The organism is Streptomyces koelreuteriae (assembly GCF_018604545.1).
Lineage (GTDB): Bacteria > Actinomycetota > Actinomycetes > Streptomycetales > Streptomycetaceae > Streptomyces > Streptomyces koelreuteriae.
This window is the reverse complement of sequence record NZ_CP075896.1, coordinates 5051643-5068609: the sequence shown is the minus strand read 5'-3', so window position 1 is coordinate 5068609 and position 16967 is coordinate 5051643. Positions and strand designations below refer to the sequence as shown.

Sequence of the window (16967 nt, the reverse complement as noted above, 5' to 3'; positions counted from 1 at the left end):
GGTGAGCTGGGCGGGGGAACCTCTCACAACGGCACTACCACGCACCGCCATACGGATACTGCTGCACGCCGGCGACAGCTCCCTACTGTCGTCGGCGCGCTCCACCGACGAGCCGCCCCTCACCACCCCACGCGACCCCGCGCGCGAGGCGGCCCGACGCGAGCTGTCCAAGCGGATGTACCACGAGAACGACCCCAGCCTGTTCCAGCGCGCCCTCGACGCCTTCTGGGACTGGCTGGACGAACTGTTCAACGCCGCCTCGTCCGCGACACCCGGCGGCACACTCGGCCTGGTCGTCATCATCCTGGCCGTCCTCGCGGTCCTGGGCGCCCTGTGGTGGCGCCTGGGCACCCCGCGCCGCCAACCCACCTCCTCCGCCACCCTGTTCGACGACCGCCCCCGCAGCGCCGCCGACCACCGCGCGGCCGCCGAGGCACACGCCGCCCAGGGCCACTGGAACCAGGCCGTCCAGGAACGCATGCGGGCCCTCGTCCGCGCCCTGGAGGAACGCGCCCTCCTCGACGTCCGCCCCGGCCGCACCGCGGACGAGGCCGCCGCCGAAGCCGGCCGGGCCCTGCCCGCCCACACCGACCGACTGCGCGCCGCCGCCCGCGACTTCGACGACGTGACATACGGAGGCCGCTCGGCGACCGAGCAGTCGTACCACCGCATCGCCGAACTCGACCGCGACCTGGACCGCACCAAGCCCCAGCTCGCCACCAGCAGCGCCCAGAGCACGGCCCCCCACACTCGCCAGGGAGCCGCCGAATGACCACCGAGGCCACGCTCCCGTCCACCTCGGCCTCGCCCACCGCCCGCCAGGTGTGGACCCGCACACGCGGTATCGCGCTCGCCCTCGTGCTCCTCGTCGCGGGAGCCATCGCCATCGCCGTGATCCGCTCCGACGCCCGCCATGGTGAACTCGACCCGCGCTCCGCCGACCCGGGCGGCAGCCGCGCCGTCGCCGAACTCCTCGCCGACCGGGGCGTGGACACCCGCGTGGTGACCACCCTGGACGAGGCGACCGCCGCATCCGGCCCGGACACGACCCTCCTGGTCGCCGCCCCCGACCTCCTGACCCGAAGTCAGCAGTCCCGCCTGCACGACTCGTTCGCCGACTCCGGCGGCCGCACCGTCCTGGTCGCCTCCGGCAGCGCCTCCGTCGAACGGCTCGCCCCCGGCGTCACCGCCGACCCCGCCACCAGCCTCGACTCGACGCTCGCACCCGACTGCGACCTGCCCGCCGCCCGGCGCGCGGGCACCGCAGACACCGGCGGCGTCCGCTACACCACCACCCACCTCGACGCCGACCAGTGCTACCCCAGCGAGCGCCTGGCCACCCTGCTGCGCATCCCGGCCCCGACCGGAAACGGCGACACCGTCGCCCTCGGCGCACCCGACATCCTCCTCAACGACCGCCTCGACCATCAGGGCAACGCCTCGCTCGCCCTCCAGCTCCTCGGCTCCCGCCCCCATCTGGTCTGGTACCTCCCCTCGCTCTCCGACACCTCCGCCGCCGGCACCGACGACGAACGCGGCTTCTTCGACCTGCTCCCCTCGGGCTGGCTCTGGGGCACCCTGCAACTCTTCATCGCCGCAGCCCTGGCCGCCCTCTGGAGGGCACGCCGACTCGGCCCCCTCGTGCCCGAAAAACTCCCCGTCGCGATCCGCGCCTCCGAAACCGCCGAAGGCCGCGCCCGCCTCTACCGCAAGGCCGACGCCCGCGACCGCGCGGCAAACGCTCTTCGCTCCACGACCCGCACCCGCCTCGCCCCCCTCACCGGCGTCCCCGTCACCCAGGCGCACACGCCCGAGGCCCTGCTCCCCGCCCTGTCCGCCCACCTCCACGGCGACGGCCAGGACCTGCACACCCTTCTCTTCGGCCCAGCGCCCAGCACCGACGCAGCACTCATCGCACTCGCCGACCGACTCGACGCCCTCGAAAGAGAGGTACGCCGTCCATGATGGACCCGACCACTGACAACGCCGGGCAGACCGGGGACCCGGGCACCGCCCGAGCCGCCCTGGAGTCCCTGCGCGCCGAGATCGCCAAGGCCGTGGTCGGCCAGGACCCCGCCGTGACCGGCCTCGTCGTCGCCCTGCTCTGCCGCGGCCACGTCCTCCTCGAAGGAGTCCCCGGCGTCGCCAAGACCCTCCTGGTCCGCGCCCTCGCCGCGACCCTCGAACTCGACACCAAGCGCGTCCAGTTCACCCCCGACCTGATGCCGAGCGACGTGACCGGCTCCCTGGTCTACGACACCCGCAGCGCCGAGTTCTCCTTCCAGCCCGGCCCGGTCTTCACCAACCTCCTCCTCGCGGACGAGATCAACCGCACGCCTCCCAAGACCCAGTCGTCCCTCCTGGAAGCCATGGAGGAACGCCAGGTCACCGTCGACGGCACCCCCCGCCCCCTCCCCGACCCGTTCCTGGTCGCAGCGACCCAGAACCCGGTCGAGTACGAAGGCACCTACCCCCTCCCGGAAGCCCAGCTGGACCGCTTCCTCCTCAAACTCACCATCCCCCTCCCTTCCCGCCAGGACGAGATCGACGTCCTCACCCGCCACGCCGAGGGCTTCAACCCACGCGACCTCCACGCCGCCGGCCTACGTCCCGTAGCGGGCCCCGCCGACCTGGAGGCAGCCCGCGCGGCGGTCGCCAAGACGACCGTCTCCCCGGAGATCACCGGCTACGTCGTCGACATCTGCCGCGCCACCCGCGAGTCGCCGTCCCTCACCCTCGGCGTCTCCCCCCGAGGCGCCACGGCCCTCCTCGCCACCGCCCGCGCCTGGGCCTGGCTGACAGGCCGCGACTACGTCATCCCGGACGATGTGAAGGCCTTGGCCCTCCCCACCCTCCGCCACCGCGTACAACTCCGCCCGGAGGCCGAAATGGAAGGCGTGACGGCCGACTCCGTCATCAACGCCATCCTCAGCCACGTCCCCGTCCCCCGCTGATGGCACTCACCGGACGCACCGCCCTCCTCGCAGCCCTGGGCTCCCTCCCCGTAGGCATCTGGGAACCCGGCTGGACGGGCATCCTGGCGGTCAACGCCCCCTTGGCCCTGGCCTGCGCCTGCGACTTCGCACTCGCCGCCCCCGTACGACGCCTGGGCCTGACCCGCTCCGGCGACACCTCGGTACGCCTGGGCGACACCGCGGACGTGACCCTCACGATCACCAACCCGTCCCGCCGCCCCCTCCGCGCCCACCTGCGCGACGCCTGGCCCCCCAGCACCTGGCAGCCGGGCACGGAGACGACGGCCTCCCGCCACCGCCTCACCGTCCCGGCAGGCGAACGCCGGCGCGTGACGACCCGCCTGCGCCCCACCCGCCGAGGCGACCGCCAAGCCGACCGGGTCACCATCCGCTCCTACGGCCCCCTCGGCCTCTTCTCCCGCCAGGGCACCCACAAGGCCACTTGGACGGTTCGCGTCCTGCCCCCGTTCACCAGCCGCAAGCACCTGCCCTCAAAGCTGGCCCGCCTCCGCGAACTGGACGGCCGCACCAGCGTGCTCACCCGCGGCGAGGGCACCGAGTTCGACAGCCTCCGCGAGTACGTCCCCGGCGACGACACCCGCTCCATCGACTGGCGCGCCACAGCCCGCCAGTCCGCGGTCGCCGTACGCACCTGGCGCCCCGAACGCGACCGCCACATCCTCCTGGTCCTCGACACCGGCCGGACCTCGGCAGGCCGCGTGGGCGACGCACCCCGCCTCGACGCCTCCATGGACGCGGCCCTCCTGCTAGGTGCCCTCGCATCCCGAGCCGGCGACCGCGTCGACCTCCTCGCCTACGACCGCAGGGTCCGCGCCCTCGTCCAGGGCCGCACCGCAGGCGACGTCCTCCCCTCCCTGGTCAACGCGATGGCCACACTCGAGCCGGAGCTCGTCGAAACGGACGCCCGAGGCCTCACGGCCACAGCCCTCCGTACATCACCCCGCCGCTCCCTGATCGTGCTGCTCACCACCCTGGACAGGGCCCCCATCGAAGAAGGCCTGCTCCCGGTCCTCCCTCAGCTCACCCAGCGCCACACGGTCCTACTGGCATCGGTGGCCGACCCGCACATCACCGAAATGGCCAAAGCGCGCGGAAACACCGACGCCGTCTACGAGGCCGCCGCAGCAGCCCAGGCCCAGTCCGAACGCCACCGCACAGCAGAACAACTCCGCCGTCACGGCGTCACCGTCGTGGACGCGACCCCCGACGACCTGGCGCCGGCACTGGCGGATGCGTACTTGGCGTTGAAGGCGGCCGGCCGCCTATGACATTCACGGCCCCTCGCGGGCCCTGAAACGCAGAAAACCCCCGTATCCGAAGATACGGGGGTTTCCTTGAATGATTGTTCGGCGGCGTCCTACTCTCCCACAGGGTCCCCCCTGCAGTACCATCGGCGCTGAAAGGCTTAGCTTCCGGGTTCGGAATGTAACCGGGCGTTTCCCTAACGCTAAAACCACCGAAACACTATGAAACTGTAAACTGCCGCACCATACCGTGACCTGGCATGGGGCTGTTCGTGGTTTCAGAACCAACACAGTGGACGCGAGCAACTGAGGACAAGCCCTCGGCCTATTAGTACCGGTCAACTCCACACGTTACCGTGCTTCCATATCCGGCCTATCAACCCAGTCGTCTACTGGGAGCCTTACCCTCTCAAGGAGGTGGGAATACTCATCTCGAAGCAGGCTTCCCGCTTAGATGCTTTCAGCGGTTATCCCTCCCGAACGTAGCCAACCAGCCATGCCCTTGGCAGAACAACTGGCACACCAGAGGTTCGTCCGTCCCGGTCCTCTCGTACTAGGGACAGCCCTTCTCAATATTCCTACGCGCACAGCGGATAGGGACCGAACTGTCTCACGACGTTCTAAACCCAGCTCGCGTACCGCTTTAATGGGCGAACAGCCCAACCCTTGGGACCGACTCCAGCCCCAGGATGCGACGAGCCGACATCGAGGTGCCAAACCATCCCGTCGATATGGACTCTTGGGGAAGATCAGCCTGTTATCCCCGGGGTACCTTTTATCCGTTGAGCGACGGCGCTTCCACAAGCCACCGCCGGATCACTAGTCCCGACTTTCGTCCCTGCTCGACCCGTCGGTCTCACAGTCAAGCTCCCTTGTGCACTTACACTCAACACCTGATTGCCAACCAGGCTGAGGGAACCTTTGGGCGCCTCCGTTACTCTTTAGGAGGCAACCGCCCCAGTTAAACTACCCATCAGACACTGTCCCTGATCCGGATCACGGACCCAGGTTAGACATCCAGCACGACCAGACTGGTATTTCAACGACGACTCCATCCACACTGGCGTGCGAGTTTCAAAGTCTCCCAGCTATCCTACACAAGCCGAACCGAACACCAATATCAAACTGTAGTAAAGGTCCCGGGGTCTTTCCGTCCTGCTGCGCGAAACGAGCATCTTTACTCGTAGTGCAATTTCACCGGGCCTATGGTTGAGACAGTCGAGAAGTCGTTACGCCATTCGTGCAGGTCGGAACTTACCCGACAAGGAATTTCGCTACCTTAGGATGGTTATAGTTACCACCGCCGTTTACTGGCGCTTAAGTTCTCAGCTTCGCCACCCCGAAGAGTGACTAACCGGTCCCCTTAACGTTCCAGCACCGGGCAGGCGTCAGTCCGTATACATCGCCTTACGGCTTCGCACGGACCTGTGTTTTTAGTAAACAGTCGCTTCTCGCTGGTCTCTGCGGCCACCCCCAGCTCAGAGCGCAAAGCTCATCACCGGATGTGGCCCCCTTCTCCCGAAGTTACGGGGGCATTTTGCCGAGTTCCTTAACCATAGTTCACCCGAACGCCTCGGTATTCTCTACCTGACCACCTGAGTCGGTTTAGGGTACGGGCCGCCATGAAACTCGCTAGAGGCTTTTCTCGACAGCATAGGATCATCCACTTCACCACAATCGGCTCGGCATCAGGTCTCAGCCACAAGTGCGACGGATTTACCTATCGCACGGCTCTACACCCTTACCCCGGGACAACCACCGCCCGGGATGGACTACCTTCCTGCGTCACCCCATCACTCACCTACTACCAACTTGGGTCACCGGCTCCACCACTTTCCTTTCCCCGAAGGGTCCGGAACGGCTTCACGGGCTTAGCATCACTGGATTCGATGTTTGACGCTTCACAGCGGGTACCGGAATATCAACCGGTTATCCATCGACTACGCCTGTCGGCCTCGCCTTAGGTCCCGACTTACCCTGGGCAGATCAGCTTGACCCAGGAACCCTTAGTCAATCGGCGCACACGTTTCTCACGTGTGAATCGCTACTCATGCCTGCATTCTCACTCGTCAACCGTCCACAACTCGCTTACGCGGCTGCTTCACCCGGCAGACGACGCTCCCCTACCCATCACAGCACCCGTTGGGGCTTATTGCTGCAATGACACGACTTCGGCGGTACGCTTGAGCCCCGCTACATTGTCGGCGCGGAATCACTAGACCAGTGAGCTATTACGCACTCTTTCAAGGGTGGCTGCTTCTAAGCCAACCTCCTGGTTGTCTCTGCGACTCCACATCCTTTCCCACTTAGCGTACGCTTAGGGGCCTTAGTCGATGCTCTGGGCTGTTTCCCTCTCGACCATGGAGCTTATCCCCCACAGTCTCACTGCCGCGCTCTCACTTACCGGCATTCGGAGTTTGGCTAAGGTCAGTAACCCGGTAGGGCCCATCGCCTATCCAGTGCTCTACCTCCGGCAAGAAACACACGACGCTGCACCTAAATGCATTTCGGGGAGAACCAGCTATCACGGAGTTTGATTGGCCTTTCACCCCTAACCACAGGTCATCCCCCAGGTTTTCAACCCTGGTGGGTTCGGTCCTCCACGAAGTCTTACCTCCGCTTCAACCTGCCCATGGCTAGATCACTCCGCTTCGGGTCTTGAGCGTGCTACTGAATCGCCCTGTTCGGACTCGCTTTCGCTACGGCTTCCCCACCCGGGTTAACCTCGCAACACACCGCAAACTCGCAGGCTCATTCTTCAAAAGGCACGCAGTCACGAGATATGTGCAAGCACATATCCGACGCTCCCACGGCTTGTAGGCACACGGTTTCAGGTACTATTTCACTCCGCTCCCGCGGTACTTTTCACCATTCCCTCACGGTACTATCCGCTATCGGTCACCAGGGAATATTTAGGCTTAGCGGGTGGTCCCGCCAGATTCACACGGGATTTCTCGGGCCCCGTGCTACTTGGGTGTCTCTCAAACGAGCCGCTGACGTTTCGACTACGGGGGTCTTACCCTCTACGCCGGACCTTTCGCATGTCCTTCGCCTACATCAACGGTTTCTGACTCGTCTCACAGCCGGCAGACTGTGAAAGAGAGATCCCACAACCCCGTATACGCAACCCCTGCCGGGTCTCACACGCATACGGTTTGGCCTCATCCGGTTTCGCTCGCCACTACTCCCGGAATCACGGTTGTTTTCTCTTCCTGCGGGTACTGAGATGTTTCACTTCCCCGCGTTCCCTCCACACTGCCTATGTGTTCAGCAGCGGGTGACAGCCCATGACGACTGCCGGGTTTCCCCATTCGGAAACCCCCGGATCAAAGCCTGGTTGACGACTCCCCGGGGACTATCGTGGCCTCCCACGTCCTTCATCGGTTCCTGGTGCCAAGGCATCCACCGTGCGCCCTTAAAAACTTGGCCACAGATGCTCGCGTCCACTGTGCAGTTCTCAAACAACGACCAGCCACCCATCACCCCACCCTTACCAGGTGAGTTCACTGGGGCCGGCGACTGAGGAAATTTCGTTCCCTCAGACACCCAACAGCGTGCCCGGCCGGCTCCCGTCCGAAGATCAGCGTTCCACGCCCCCAAAGGGAGCAGTACTAGCAGCCTCCGACCCGAGAATCCGGCCGAATAGTCAACGTTCCACCCATGAGCAACCAGCATCAGACGTTCGCTGATGTACTGGCCTCTGACCTCACCCCCGGAGGGGGTCGGTAAGAAGTGCTCCTTAGAAAGGAGGTGATCCAGCCGCACCTTCCGGTACGGCTACCTTGTTACGACTTCGTCCCAATCGCCAGTCCCACCTTCGACAGCTCCCTCCCACAAGGGGTTGGGCCACCGGCTTCGGGTGTTACCGACTTTCGTGACGTGACGGGCGGTGTGTACAAGGCCCGGGAACGTATTCACCGCAGCAATGCTGATCTGCGATTACTAGCGACTCCGACTTCATGGGGTCGAGTTGCAGACCCCAATCCGAACTGAGACCGGCTTTTTGAGATTCGCTCCACCTCGCGGTATCGCAGCTCATTGTACCGGCCATTGTAGCACGTGTGCAGCCCAAGACATAAGGGGCATGATGACTTGACGTCGTCCCCACCTTCCTCCGAGTTGACCCCGGCGGTCTCCCGTGAGTCCCCAGCACCACAAGGGCCTGCTGGCAACACGGGACAAGGGTTGCGCTCGTTGCGGGACTTAACCCAACATCTCACGACACGAGCTGACGACAGCCATGCACCACCTGTACACCGACCACAAGGGGGCGCCTGTCTCCAGACGTTTCCGGTGTATGTCAAGCCTTGGTAAGGTTCTTCGCGTTGCGTCGAATTAAGCCACATGCTCCGCCGCTTGTGCGGGCCCCCGTCAATTCCTTTGAGTTTTAGCCTTGCGGCCGTACTCCCCAGGCGGGGCACTTAATGCGTTAGCTGCGGCACGGACAACGTGGAATGTTGCCCACACCTAGTGCCCACCGTTTACGGCGTGGACTACCAGGGTATCTAATCCTGTTCGCTCCCCACGCTTTCGCTCCTCAGCGTCAGTATCGGCCCAGAGATCCGCCTTCGCCACCGGTGTTCCTCCTGATATCTGCGCATTTCACCGCTACACCAGGAATTCCGATCTCCCCTACCGAACTCTAGCCTGCCCGTATCGACTGCAGACCCGGGGTTAAGCCCCGGGCTTTCACAACCGACGTGACAAGCCGCCTACGAGCTCTTTACGCCCAATAATTCCGGACAACGCTCGCGCCCTACGTATTACCGCGGCTGCTGGCACGTAGTTAGCCGGCGCTTCTTCTGCAGGTACCGTCACTTTCGCTTCTTCCCTGCTGAAAGAGGTTTACAACCCGAAGGCCGTCATCCCTCACGCGGCGTCGCTGCATCAGGCTTTCGCCCATTGTGCAATATTCCCCACTGCTGCCTCCCGTAGGAGTCTGGGCCGTGTCTCAGTCCCAGTGTGGCCGGTCGCCCTCTCAGGCCGGCTACCCGTCGTCGCCTTGGTGAGCCATTACCTCACCAACAAGCTGATAGGCCGCGGGCTCATCCTTCACCGCCGGAGCTTTTAACCTCCACTCAGGAGAGTGGAGGTGTTATCCGGTATTAGACCCCGTTTCCAGGGCTTGTCCCAGAGTGAAGGGCAGATTGCCCACGTGTTACTCACCCGTTCGCCACTAATCCACCCCGAAGGGCTTCATCGTTCGACTTGCATGTGTTAAGCACGCCGCCAGCGTTCGTCCTGAGCCAGGATCAAACTCTCCGTGAATGTGTACCGGTAATCCGGTCGACACCACGAGAGCGGAACAGTCAGGCGGAATAGGCCCGACCGTTCACAGCGTCCTCGCTGTGTTTTTTCAAAGGAACCTCGTCCCAGCGAATGCTGGAGACGGGGTATCAACATATCTGGCGTTGACTTTTGGCACGCTGTTGAGTTCTCAAGGAACGGTCGCTTCCTTTGTACTCACCCTCTCGGGCTTTCCTCCGGGCGCTTCCCTTCGGTCTTGCGTTTCCGACTCTATCAGATCTTTCCGATCCGATTTCCTCGGTGCTTTCCAGGTTCCCGCTTCCGCGTTTCCCTTTCCGGCGGTTCCGACTTTATCAGAAGTTTCGGGCCGTACTGACCGGCCGCTCATTTCCGATTCATCGGGAGTGGCTTCAATGAAATCAGCGTTTCAAGAAGCAGCTAGATGTTCACCGTTGCCCTCTGGGGTGGAACCCCTCTGTAGGCAACTGTTCGAATCTACCTCCCCGCGCTTGCCGTGTCAACGACTCCCGTGGGGCGAAGAGGAGACTAGCAGCTGAACGGACGTGGTCGCACATCCGGCGGCCGTGAGGACGTTCAGGCCGCTGTCGGAACGGTGGCGCTGCGCTCTGCTGCCTCGACGTCACCGGTGTCTCCGGCGCGGGCGGCGCGACCGCCCAGGACGTAGACGTAGGCGAGGAAGGCCAGTTCGGCGGCGACTCCGATGGTGATGCGTGCCCAGGTGGGGAGGCCGGACGGGGTGACGAAGCCTTCGATGGCGCCGGAGACGAAGAGGACCAGGGCGAGGCCGATGGCCATGCCGATGGCGGCTCGGCCCTCTTCCGCCAGAGCCGTGCGTCGTGTGCGGGGGCCCGGGTCGATGAGGGTCCAGCCGAGGCGCAGGCCGGTGCCCGCGGCCACGAAGACGGCGGTCAGTTCGAGAAGGCCGTGCGGGAGGACCAGGCCGAGGAAGGTGTCGAGGCGGCCGGCCGAGGACATCAGGCCGAAGCCGATGCCGAGGTTGAGCATGTTCTGGAAGAGGATCCAGATGACCGGGAGCCCCAGGAAGACCCCGAGGATCAGGCACAGGGCAGCGGCCCAGGCGTTGTTCGTCCAGACCTGGGCCGCGAAGCTGGCGGCCGGGTGGCTGGAGTAGTAGGTCTCGTACTGGCCGCCGGGGCGGGTGAGCTCGCGTAGTTCGCTGGGGGCCGCGATCGAGGCCTGTACTTCGGGGTGGGTGCCGATCCACCAGCCCAGGAGCGCCGCCACGGCCGTGGACAGGAGCGCCGTGGGTACCCACCAGTGGCGTGACTTGTAGACCGCGGCGGGGAAGCCGTGGGCGAGGAAGCGGGTGACGTCGCGCCAGGAGGCGCGTCGGGTGCCTGTGACGGCACTACGCGCGCGTGCCACCAGTTGACTGAGCCGGCCGGTGAGCTGGGGGTCGGGGGCGCTGGACTGAATCAGAGAGAGGTGCGTGGCGGTGCGCTGGTAGAGGGTGACGAGTTCGTCGGCTTCGGCGCCGTTGAGGCGGCGCTGGCGACGCAGCAGGGCTTCGAGGCGGTCCCACTCCGCTCGGTGGGCGGAGACGAAGACGTCGAGGTCCATCGGTATGCCTGCTCCTCGGCTGTTCGTCGGCGACTCGTCGTGGATCAGCTTGTCGTACTGCGACGCGATGCGCCCTCAGCTTGGCAGACTGGCCCTTACAGGGGCAGGGCAGGGGAAGGACGGCGGGCGTGAGTGAGCTGGTGACGGGCGAGGCTGTGGCGTTGGAGCTGCGCCCCGCGAGGCTGCCCAGCAGGGCGCTGGCCGTGCTGCTCGATCTTGTGGCGGCGATGGCCCTCTATGTCGCGGTGACCATCGTGCTGGTGACGTCCACGGCCTCACTGGACGAGGCGGCGCAGACGGCGCTGTCGATCGCGACGTTCGTTCTCGTGCTGGTGGGTGCGCCGATCGCGGTGGAGACGCTCAGTCACGGGCGGTCGCTCGGGAAGCTGGCGTGCGGGCTGCGTGTGGTGCGGGACGACGGAGGTCCGATCCGGTTCCGGCATGCCCTGGTGAGGGGCTTGATCGCGGTGATCGAGATCCTCATGACCTTCGGGATCGTCGCCTGTATCGCCTCGTTCGTGTCGGCGCGCGGGCGGCGGCTGGGAGATGTGTTCGCGGGGACCCTTGTCGTACGGGAGCGGATTCCGGTCACGCGGACCGGCTTTGTGCCGCCTCCCCCGCCCTGGCTGGCGGGACGGTTCTCGGGGCTCGATCTGTCCGCGGTGCCCGACGGGTTGTGGCTCGCGGTCCGTCAGTACCTGACGCGTATGCAGCAGCTGGATCCGCAGGTGGGTTCGTCGATGGCGGAGCGGCTGGCGGCGGATCTCGCGGAGCGTACGGGGGCGCCGGTGCCGCAGGGGGTTCCGGCGGCGGCGTATCTGGCGGCGGTCGTGCAGGAGCGGCAGGCGCGGGAGTCCCGGCGGGCCTTCGGGAGCGGTTCGGCTTCGGCTCCCGCTCCGGCGTCGGATGGGGCTCCGGCCGTGTACGGAGCTCCGGCCGCCGCGTACGGGCCTCCGGCTGCGGACCTGCCGCCCGTCGCGGCGCCTGGTGCGGCGGCCGAGTCGCATGGTGGGGGTCGGCCGGCGGGTGACCGGCCCGGTAGCGGGTTCGTGCCGCCGGCTTAGTGGGAGCGGGGCTGCCCGCTCCGCTGCGGCCGTCGGGTCAGGTGAAGGTCGACGGCGGTGATTCGAGGTCCTCGAGCTCGATGCCGGGGGCCGCGAGCACCACGTCGCCCGCGATGTGCACGGCGTGCTGTTCGCCCGTGTCCAGGGCTGTGACCTGGTATTCGTCCACCGTCAGGGGGCCGTTGTCAGTGGCGTGTGCTTCTCTCTTCAGCAAGGACCACGACTGATCCACGGTGCGCGGGGCGAGCACCGGGTCCGTGAAGGCGACGAGGCGTACGCGGGTGGCGGCTGCGGAGGGGGTGAGGCGCAGGAGACAGGCGGTGGCGACGAGGAATGCCGGGGAGGTGCCGGTGAAGGCGTGGGCGCGCACATTGCCTTCGGTGGCCTCGGTCCCGGTGGGGTCGGTGCGGACCCAGGTGACGCCGTCGAGGGCGGCGCCGCGGACTTGCCAGGCGGAGGCGTGGAGTTCGAGGCGGATGGGGCGGCCGAGTTCGTCGAGGGTGAGGTCGACGGAGCCGTGGTGATCGCCCGAGGGGGTGGTCAGCTGGGAGACGTAGCGCCAGCCGGAGGGGCCGGTGGCGCAGTGGAAGTGTTCTTCTGCGAGGGGGGTGTGATCGTGCGGATCATGGAGCGAATAGCGGCCGCGGGGCATGGGGGTCGTCCTGGGGCTTGACGGGCCGGCCGGTCCGGTCGCCGGTCCGGAAAAGGGGCAGGCCCCCGGCACGGGGGTGCGGGGGCCTGCCTCGAAGGACCTGCTGCCGGGCTGCGCGGCTCAGTAGCGGTAGTGGTCCGGCTTGAACGGGCCCTCGACCTGGACGCCGATGTACTCGGCCTGCTCGGGGCGGAGCGTGGTCAGCTTCACGCCGAGCGAGTCGAGGTGGAGGCGGGCGACCTTCTCGTCGAGGTGCTTGGGCAGCACGTAGACGCCGGTCGGGTACTCGTCGGGCTTGGTGAACAGCTCGATCTGGGCCAGGGTCTGGTCCGCGAAGGAGTTGGACATCACGAACGACGGGTGGCCGGTGGCGTTGCCCAGGTTCAGCAGGCGGCCCTCGGAGAGGACGATGAGCACCTTGCCGTCGGGGAACTGCCAGGTGTGGACCTGCGGCTTGACCTCGTCCTTGACGATGCCGGGGATCTTGGCGAGGCCGGCCATGTCGATCTCGTTGTCGAAGTGGCCGATGTTGCCGACGATCGCCTGGTGCTTCATCTTGGCCATGTCCGAGGCCATGATGATGTCCTTGTTGCCGGTCGTGGTGACGAAGATGTCGGCCTTGTCGACGACCTCGTCGAGGGTCGTGACCTGGTAGCCGTCCATCGCCGCCTGGAGCGCGCAGATCGGGTCGATCTCGGTGATGATCACGCGGGCGCCCTGGCCGCGCAGGGACTCCGCGCAGCCCTTGCCCACGTCGCCGTAGCCGAAGACGACCGCGGTCTTGCCGCCGATGAGGACGTCGGTGGCGCGGTTGATGCCGTCGACGAGCGAGTGGCGGCAGCCGTACTTGTTGTCGAACTTCGACTTGGTGACGGCGTCGTTGACGTTGATCGCCGGGAACAGGAGGTTGCCGTCGCGCTGCATCTCGTACAGGCGGTGGACGCCGGTCGTGGTCTCCTCGGTGACACCGCGGATCTCCGAGGCGAGCTGGGTCCACTTCTGGGAGCCGTCGGTGATGGTGCGGTTGAGGAGTTCGAGGATGACGCGGTGCTCGTCGTTCTCGGCGGTGTCGACGGCGGGGACCTTGCCGTCCTTCTCGTACTCGACGCCCTTGTGGACGAGGAGGGTGGCGTCACCGCCGTCGTCGAGGATCATGTTCGGGCCGCCGGTGGGGGTGTCCGGCCAGGTCAGCGCCTGCTCCGTGCACCACCAGTACTCCTCCAGGGTCTCGCCCTTCCAGGCGAAGACCGGGACGCCCTGCGGGTTGTCGGGCGTGCCGTTCGGGCCGACGGCGATGGCGGCCGCGGCGTGGTCCTGGGTGGAGAAGATGTTGCAGGAGGCCCAGCGGACCTGCGCGCCCAGGGCGACCAGGGTCTCGATGAGTACGGCGGTCTGCACGGTCATGTGCAGGGAGCCGGTGACGCGGGCGCCGGCGAGGGGCTGGGCCTCGGCGTATTCCTTTCGGATCGCCATCAGGCCCGGCATCTCGTGCTCGGCGAGGGTGATCTCCTTGCGGCCGAAGTCGGCCAGGGAGAGGTCGGCGACCTTGAAGTCCTGTCGGTTGTCGACAGTCGTCATTGCGAGCTGCTCCTCGGGGTTGGGTCGAGGTGTATACGGCTGGTCTGCGCGGCGGCGGACACAGGGGTGCCCGAGGAGGACACTGGCATGCCCGCGTACACGCAGCGCAGTCCGTCGGAGGCCCTCTCTCCCTCGGCCGGTCCGCGGTGGGACCGCCCGACCGCCATCAGCAGCGACGTCTGGCTCCGTCCCAAGCTACACCGCGAGGCCGGGCCGTCCCCAGTCCGCGTCCGAACAGATCGCGCCATCGAGAGGGTCGGGCCGGACGGTGGGTGCGCGGGCGAGGGGCGGGAGCGATAACAGGACACCAACGAAGGGTCGACAGGAGGCGACAAAGCGGAACTATCAGGGATCTTTTGGCCTTTGAGTCTGCGGCGGGGTGGTGCAGGATGCCCGGGAGATCTGAACAACTGATCGATCTTGCGGGGCGTCCGGGACGGCGATTCCGCATGACAAAGGCGTTAGGAGATCGATGTGACCAGTCCGGCCGGCCCTCCCCCCACGGGCGGCGGCGATGGTGAGCGGCAGCGGTTGAGGCTGCTCGCGGTGACCGCGTGCCCGACCGGCATCGCCCACACGTACATGGCGGCTGAGAAGCTCGCGCAGGCCGCCGAGAGTCGCGGCATCGAGATGAAGGTGGAGACGCAGGGATCCATCGGGGCTGAAAACGTCCTCGACGACAACGATGTCAAGCACGCCGACGGCATCATCGTCGCCGCGGACAAGGACGTGGACCTGAGCCGTTTCGCGGGGAAGCGGGTCCTGACTGTCGGGGTGGCGGAGGGCATTCGTCACCCGGAGCAGCTCATCGAGCGGGTGCTGTCGGCGCCCGTGCACGCGGAAGGGGGCTCCCCCACGGCTCCCGCGAGCGGTGGCGGCAAGGAGCGGAGCCTCGAGTACAAGGCGCTGATGAACGGGGTCAGTTACATGATCCCGTTCGTCGTGGTCGGCGGGCTGCTGATCGCGATCTCGCTGTCGCTCGGCGGGCACGCCGACCCGTCGGGCGGTCTGGTCATCCCGAAGGACTCCTTCTGGATGGACGTGAACAACATCGGTGTCATCGGCTTCACGCTGATGGTGCCGATCCTGTCCGGCTATATCGCGTATGCCATCGGGGACCGGCCCGCGCTGGTGCCCGGCATGATCGGCGGCTGGATAGCCAACACCGGTGAGCTGTACGACTCCAAGGCGGGCGCCGGGTTCATCGGGGCGATCGTGACCGGGTTCCTCGCCGGGTATCTGGTGGTGTGGATCAAGAAGGTCAAGGTCCCGAAGTTCGCCCAGCCGATCATGCCGATCATCGTGATCCCGATCGTGGCGACGACGGCTCTGGGGCTGTTCTTCATCTACGTCATCGGCAAGCCGATCTCCTGGGTGTTCGAGCACCTGACCGACTGGCTCGGCGGGATGACCGGGACCAGCGCGATCCTGCTCGGCGCGATTCTGGGGCTCATGATCGCGTTCGACATGGGCGGGCCGGTCAACAAGACGGCGTTCCTGTTCGGGGCCGGGCTCATCGCGACCGGCAACCAGACGGTCATGGGCATGTGCGCGGCCGCGATCCCGGTCATGCCGCTGGGGCAGGGTCTGGCCACGCTGATACGGAAGCGGCTGTACACCGAGCAGGAGCGGGAGACGGGGCTCGCCTCGCTGTTCATGGGCTGCTTCGGCATCTCGGAGGGCGCGATCCCGTTCGCGGCGGCGCGGCCCGCGCAGGTCATCCCCGCCAACATGCTGGGCGGCGCGGTCGCCGGTGCGATCGCCGGGGTCGCCGGGGTCGAGGACGCGGTGCCGCACGGTGGGCCGATCGTGGCCGTGCTGGGTGCGGTGAGCGGGGTGCCGATGTTCTTCGTGGCCGTGGTGATCGGCTCGGTCGTCACCGCGCTGACGACGGTGGTCCTCGTCGACCTGGGTGAGCGCAAGCGGCGCGGGGAGGCGGGCTTTGGTGCGGGGGCAACCGGGCTTGAGCCCGTGCCGGCCGGAGTGCCCGGTGGCAGTGGCGGTGCTGTCGTGGAGCAGGCGACCGTACGTGCGCCGGTGACGGCCGCCGTTGCCGTGGCGGATGGAGCGGCGGTGGCCGAGCCGTCCGGCGCGGGTGACACCTCCGTCGAGGTTCTCTCCGGTTACCTCACCGACCGGACCGTCAAGGTCAGCCTCGACGCCGGTGACAAGGAGGCCGCCGTCCGGGAGATGGCGGAGCTGCTGGCGCGTACCGGCAAGGTCGCGGACCTGGACGAGCTGGTGGCGTGTGCGCTGCGGCGGGAGGAGCAGGGCACGACCGGGCTCGGTGAGGAGATCGCGATTCCGCATGCCAAGACGGATGCGGTGACGGAGCCGGTCGTCGGTTTCGCGCGGTCCGCGCAGGGCGTCGAGTGGGGCTCGCTGGACGGTACGAAGGCGAGGCTGGTGTTCATGATCGCCGTACCGGAGGCGGCGGCGGGTGACGAGCATCTGCGGATTCTGGCGCTGCTGTCGCGGAAGTTGATGGACGCCGGGTTCCGGGAGCGGTTGCTGGCCGCGTCGGACGAAGCGGCTCTCCTCGGGGTGCTGAGCGAGGTCGGCTAGGAGGAAAGCGCGGAGGGCC

The 16967-nt window shown here is 66.5% G+C and carries 9 protein-coding genes and 3 rRNA genes; 6 read left to right on the top strand and 6 right to left on the bottom strand.

Annotated features, from left to right (window positions below; all coding sequences use genetic code 11):
- The first annotated feature begins 1 nt into the window (after nt 1).
- From KJK29_RS22960 to KJK29_RS22945, 4 genes are read left to right on the top strand one after another with little or no spacing between them, the layout of a single operon-like run.
- Nucleotides 2–772, top strand: a complete 771-nt coding sequence (locus KJK29_RS22960) for a DUF4129 domain-containing protein (protein ID WP_370869154.1) — start codon at nt 2–4, stop codon at nt 770–772.
- Complete coding sequence (locus KJK29_RS22955) at nt 769–1965, top strand: DUF4350 domain-containing protein (RefSeq protein ID WP_215121023.1); 1197 nt, start codon at nt 769–771, stop codon at nt 1963–1965. Before KJK29_RS22960 ends, KJK29_RS22955 begins: the two co-directional genes overlap by 4 nt.
- A complete protein-coding gene (locus KJK29_RS22950; RefSeq protein WP_215124414.1) occupies nt 1965–2954 on the top strand; it encodes an AAA family ATPase in 990 nt (329 codons plus the stop codon). The genes KJK29_RS22955 and KJK29_RS22950 overlap by 1 nt, the downstream gene beginning before the upstream one ends.
- Complete coding sequence (locus KJK29_RS22945) at nt 2954–4264, top strand: DUF58 domain-containing protein (RefSeq protein WP_215121022.1); 1311 nt, start codon at nt 2954–2956, stop codon at nt 4262–4264. The genes KJK29_RS22950 and KJK29_RS22945 overlap by 1 nt, the downstream gene beginning before the upstream one ends.
- A gap of 76 nt (nt 4265–4340) precedes the next feature.
- On the opposite strand, the gene rrf is transcribed toward KJK29_RS22945, so the two are convergent.
- From rrf to KJK29_RS22925, 4 genes are all read right to left on the bottom strand, one after another.
- A 5S ribosomal RNA gene (rrf, locus tag KJK29_RS22940) occupies nt 4341–4457 on the bottom strand.
- 91 nt (nt 4458–4548) lie between these two features.
- Nucleotides 4549–7669: ribosomal RNA gene (locus KJK29_RS22935) — 23S ribosomal RNA — on the bottom strand.
- A gap of 314 nt (nt 7670–7983) precedes the next feature.
- A 16S ribosomal RNA gene (locus KJK29_RS22930) occupies nt 7984–9508 on the bottom strand.
- Together the 16S, 23S and 5S rRNA genes form the textbook arrangement of a ribosomal RNA operon.
- A gap of 573 nt (nt 9509–10081) precedes the next feature.
- Complete coding sequence (locus tag KJK29_RS22925) at nt 10082–11089, bottom strand: stage II sporulation protein M (RefSeq protein WP_215121021.1); 1008 nt, start codon at nt 11087–11089, stop codon at nt 10082–10084.
- 128 nt (nt 11090–11217) lie between these two features.
- On the opposite strand from KJK29_RS22925, the gene KJK29_RS22920 reads away from it, so the two are divergent.
- Entirely contained in the window at nt 11218–12153 is a 936-nt protein-coding gene (locus tag KJK29_RS22920; RefSeq protein WP_215121020.1) for an RDD family protein, read from the top strand.
- 37 nt (nt 12154–12190) lie between these two features.
- On the opposite strand, the gene KJK29_RS22915 is transcribed toward KJK29_RS22920, so the two are convergent.
- Both KJK29_RS22915 and ahcY read right to left on the bottom strand, forming a co-directional pair.
- Nucleotides 12191–12805, bottom strand: a complete 615-nt coding sequence (locus KJK29_RS22915) for a hypothetical protein (RefSeq protein ID WP_215121019.1) — start codon at nt 12803–12805, stop codon at nt 12191–12193.
- A gap of 120 nt (nt 12806–12925) precedes the next feature.
- Nucleotides 12926–14383, bottom strand: a complete 1458-nt coding sequence (gene ahcY / locus KJK29_RS22910) for an adenosylhomocysteinase (protein ID WP_215121018.1) — start codon at nt 14381–14383, stop codon at nt 12926–12928.
- A 474-nt stretch (nt 14384–14857) separates the two neighbouring features.
- On the opposite strand from ahcY, the gene KJK29_RS22905 reads away from it, so the two are divergent.
- Nucleotides 14858–16948 carry a fructose-specific PTS transporter subunit EIIC gene (locus KJK29_RS22905; protein WP_285439954.1) on the top strand — a complete coding sequence of 697 codons (2091 nt, stop codon included), beginning with the start codon at nt 14858–14860 and terminating at the stop codon, nt 16946–16948.
- Nucleotides 16949–16967: the final 19 nt, after the last annotated feature.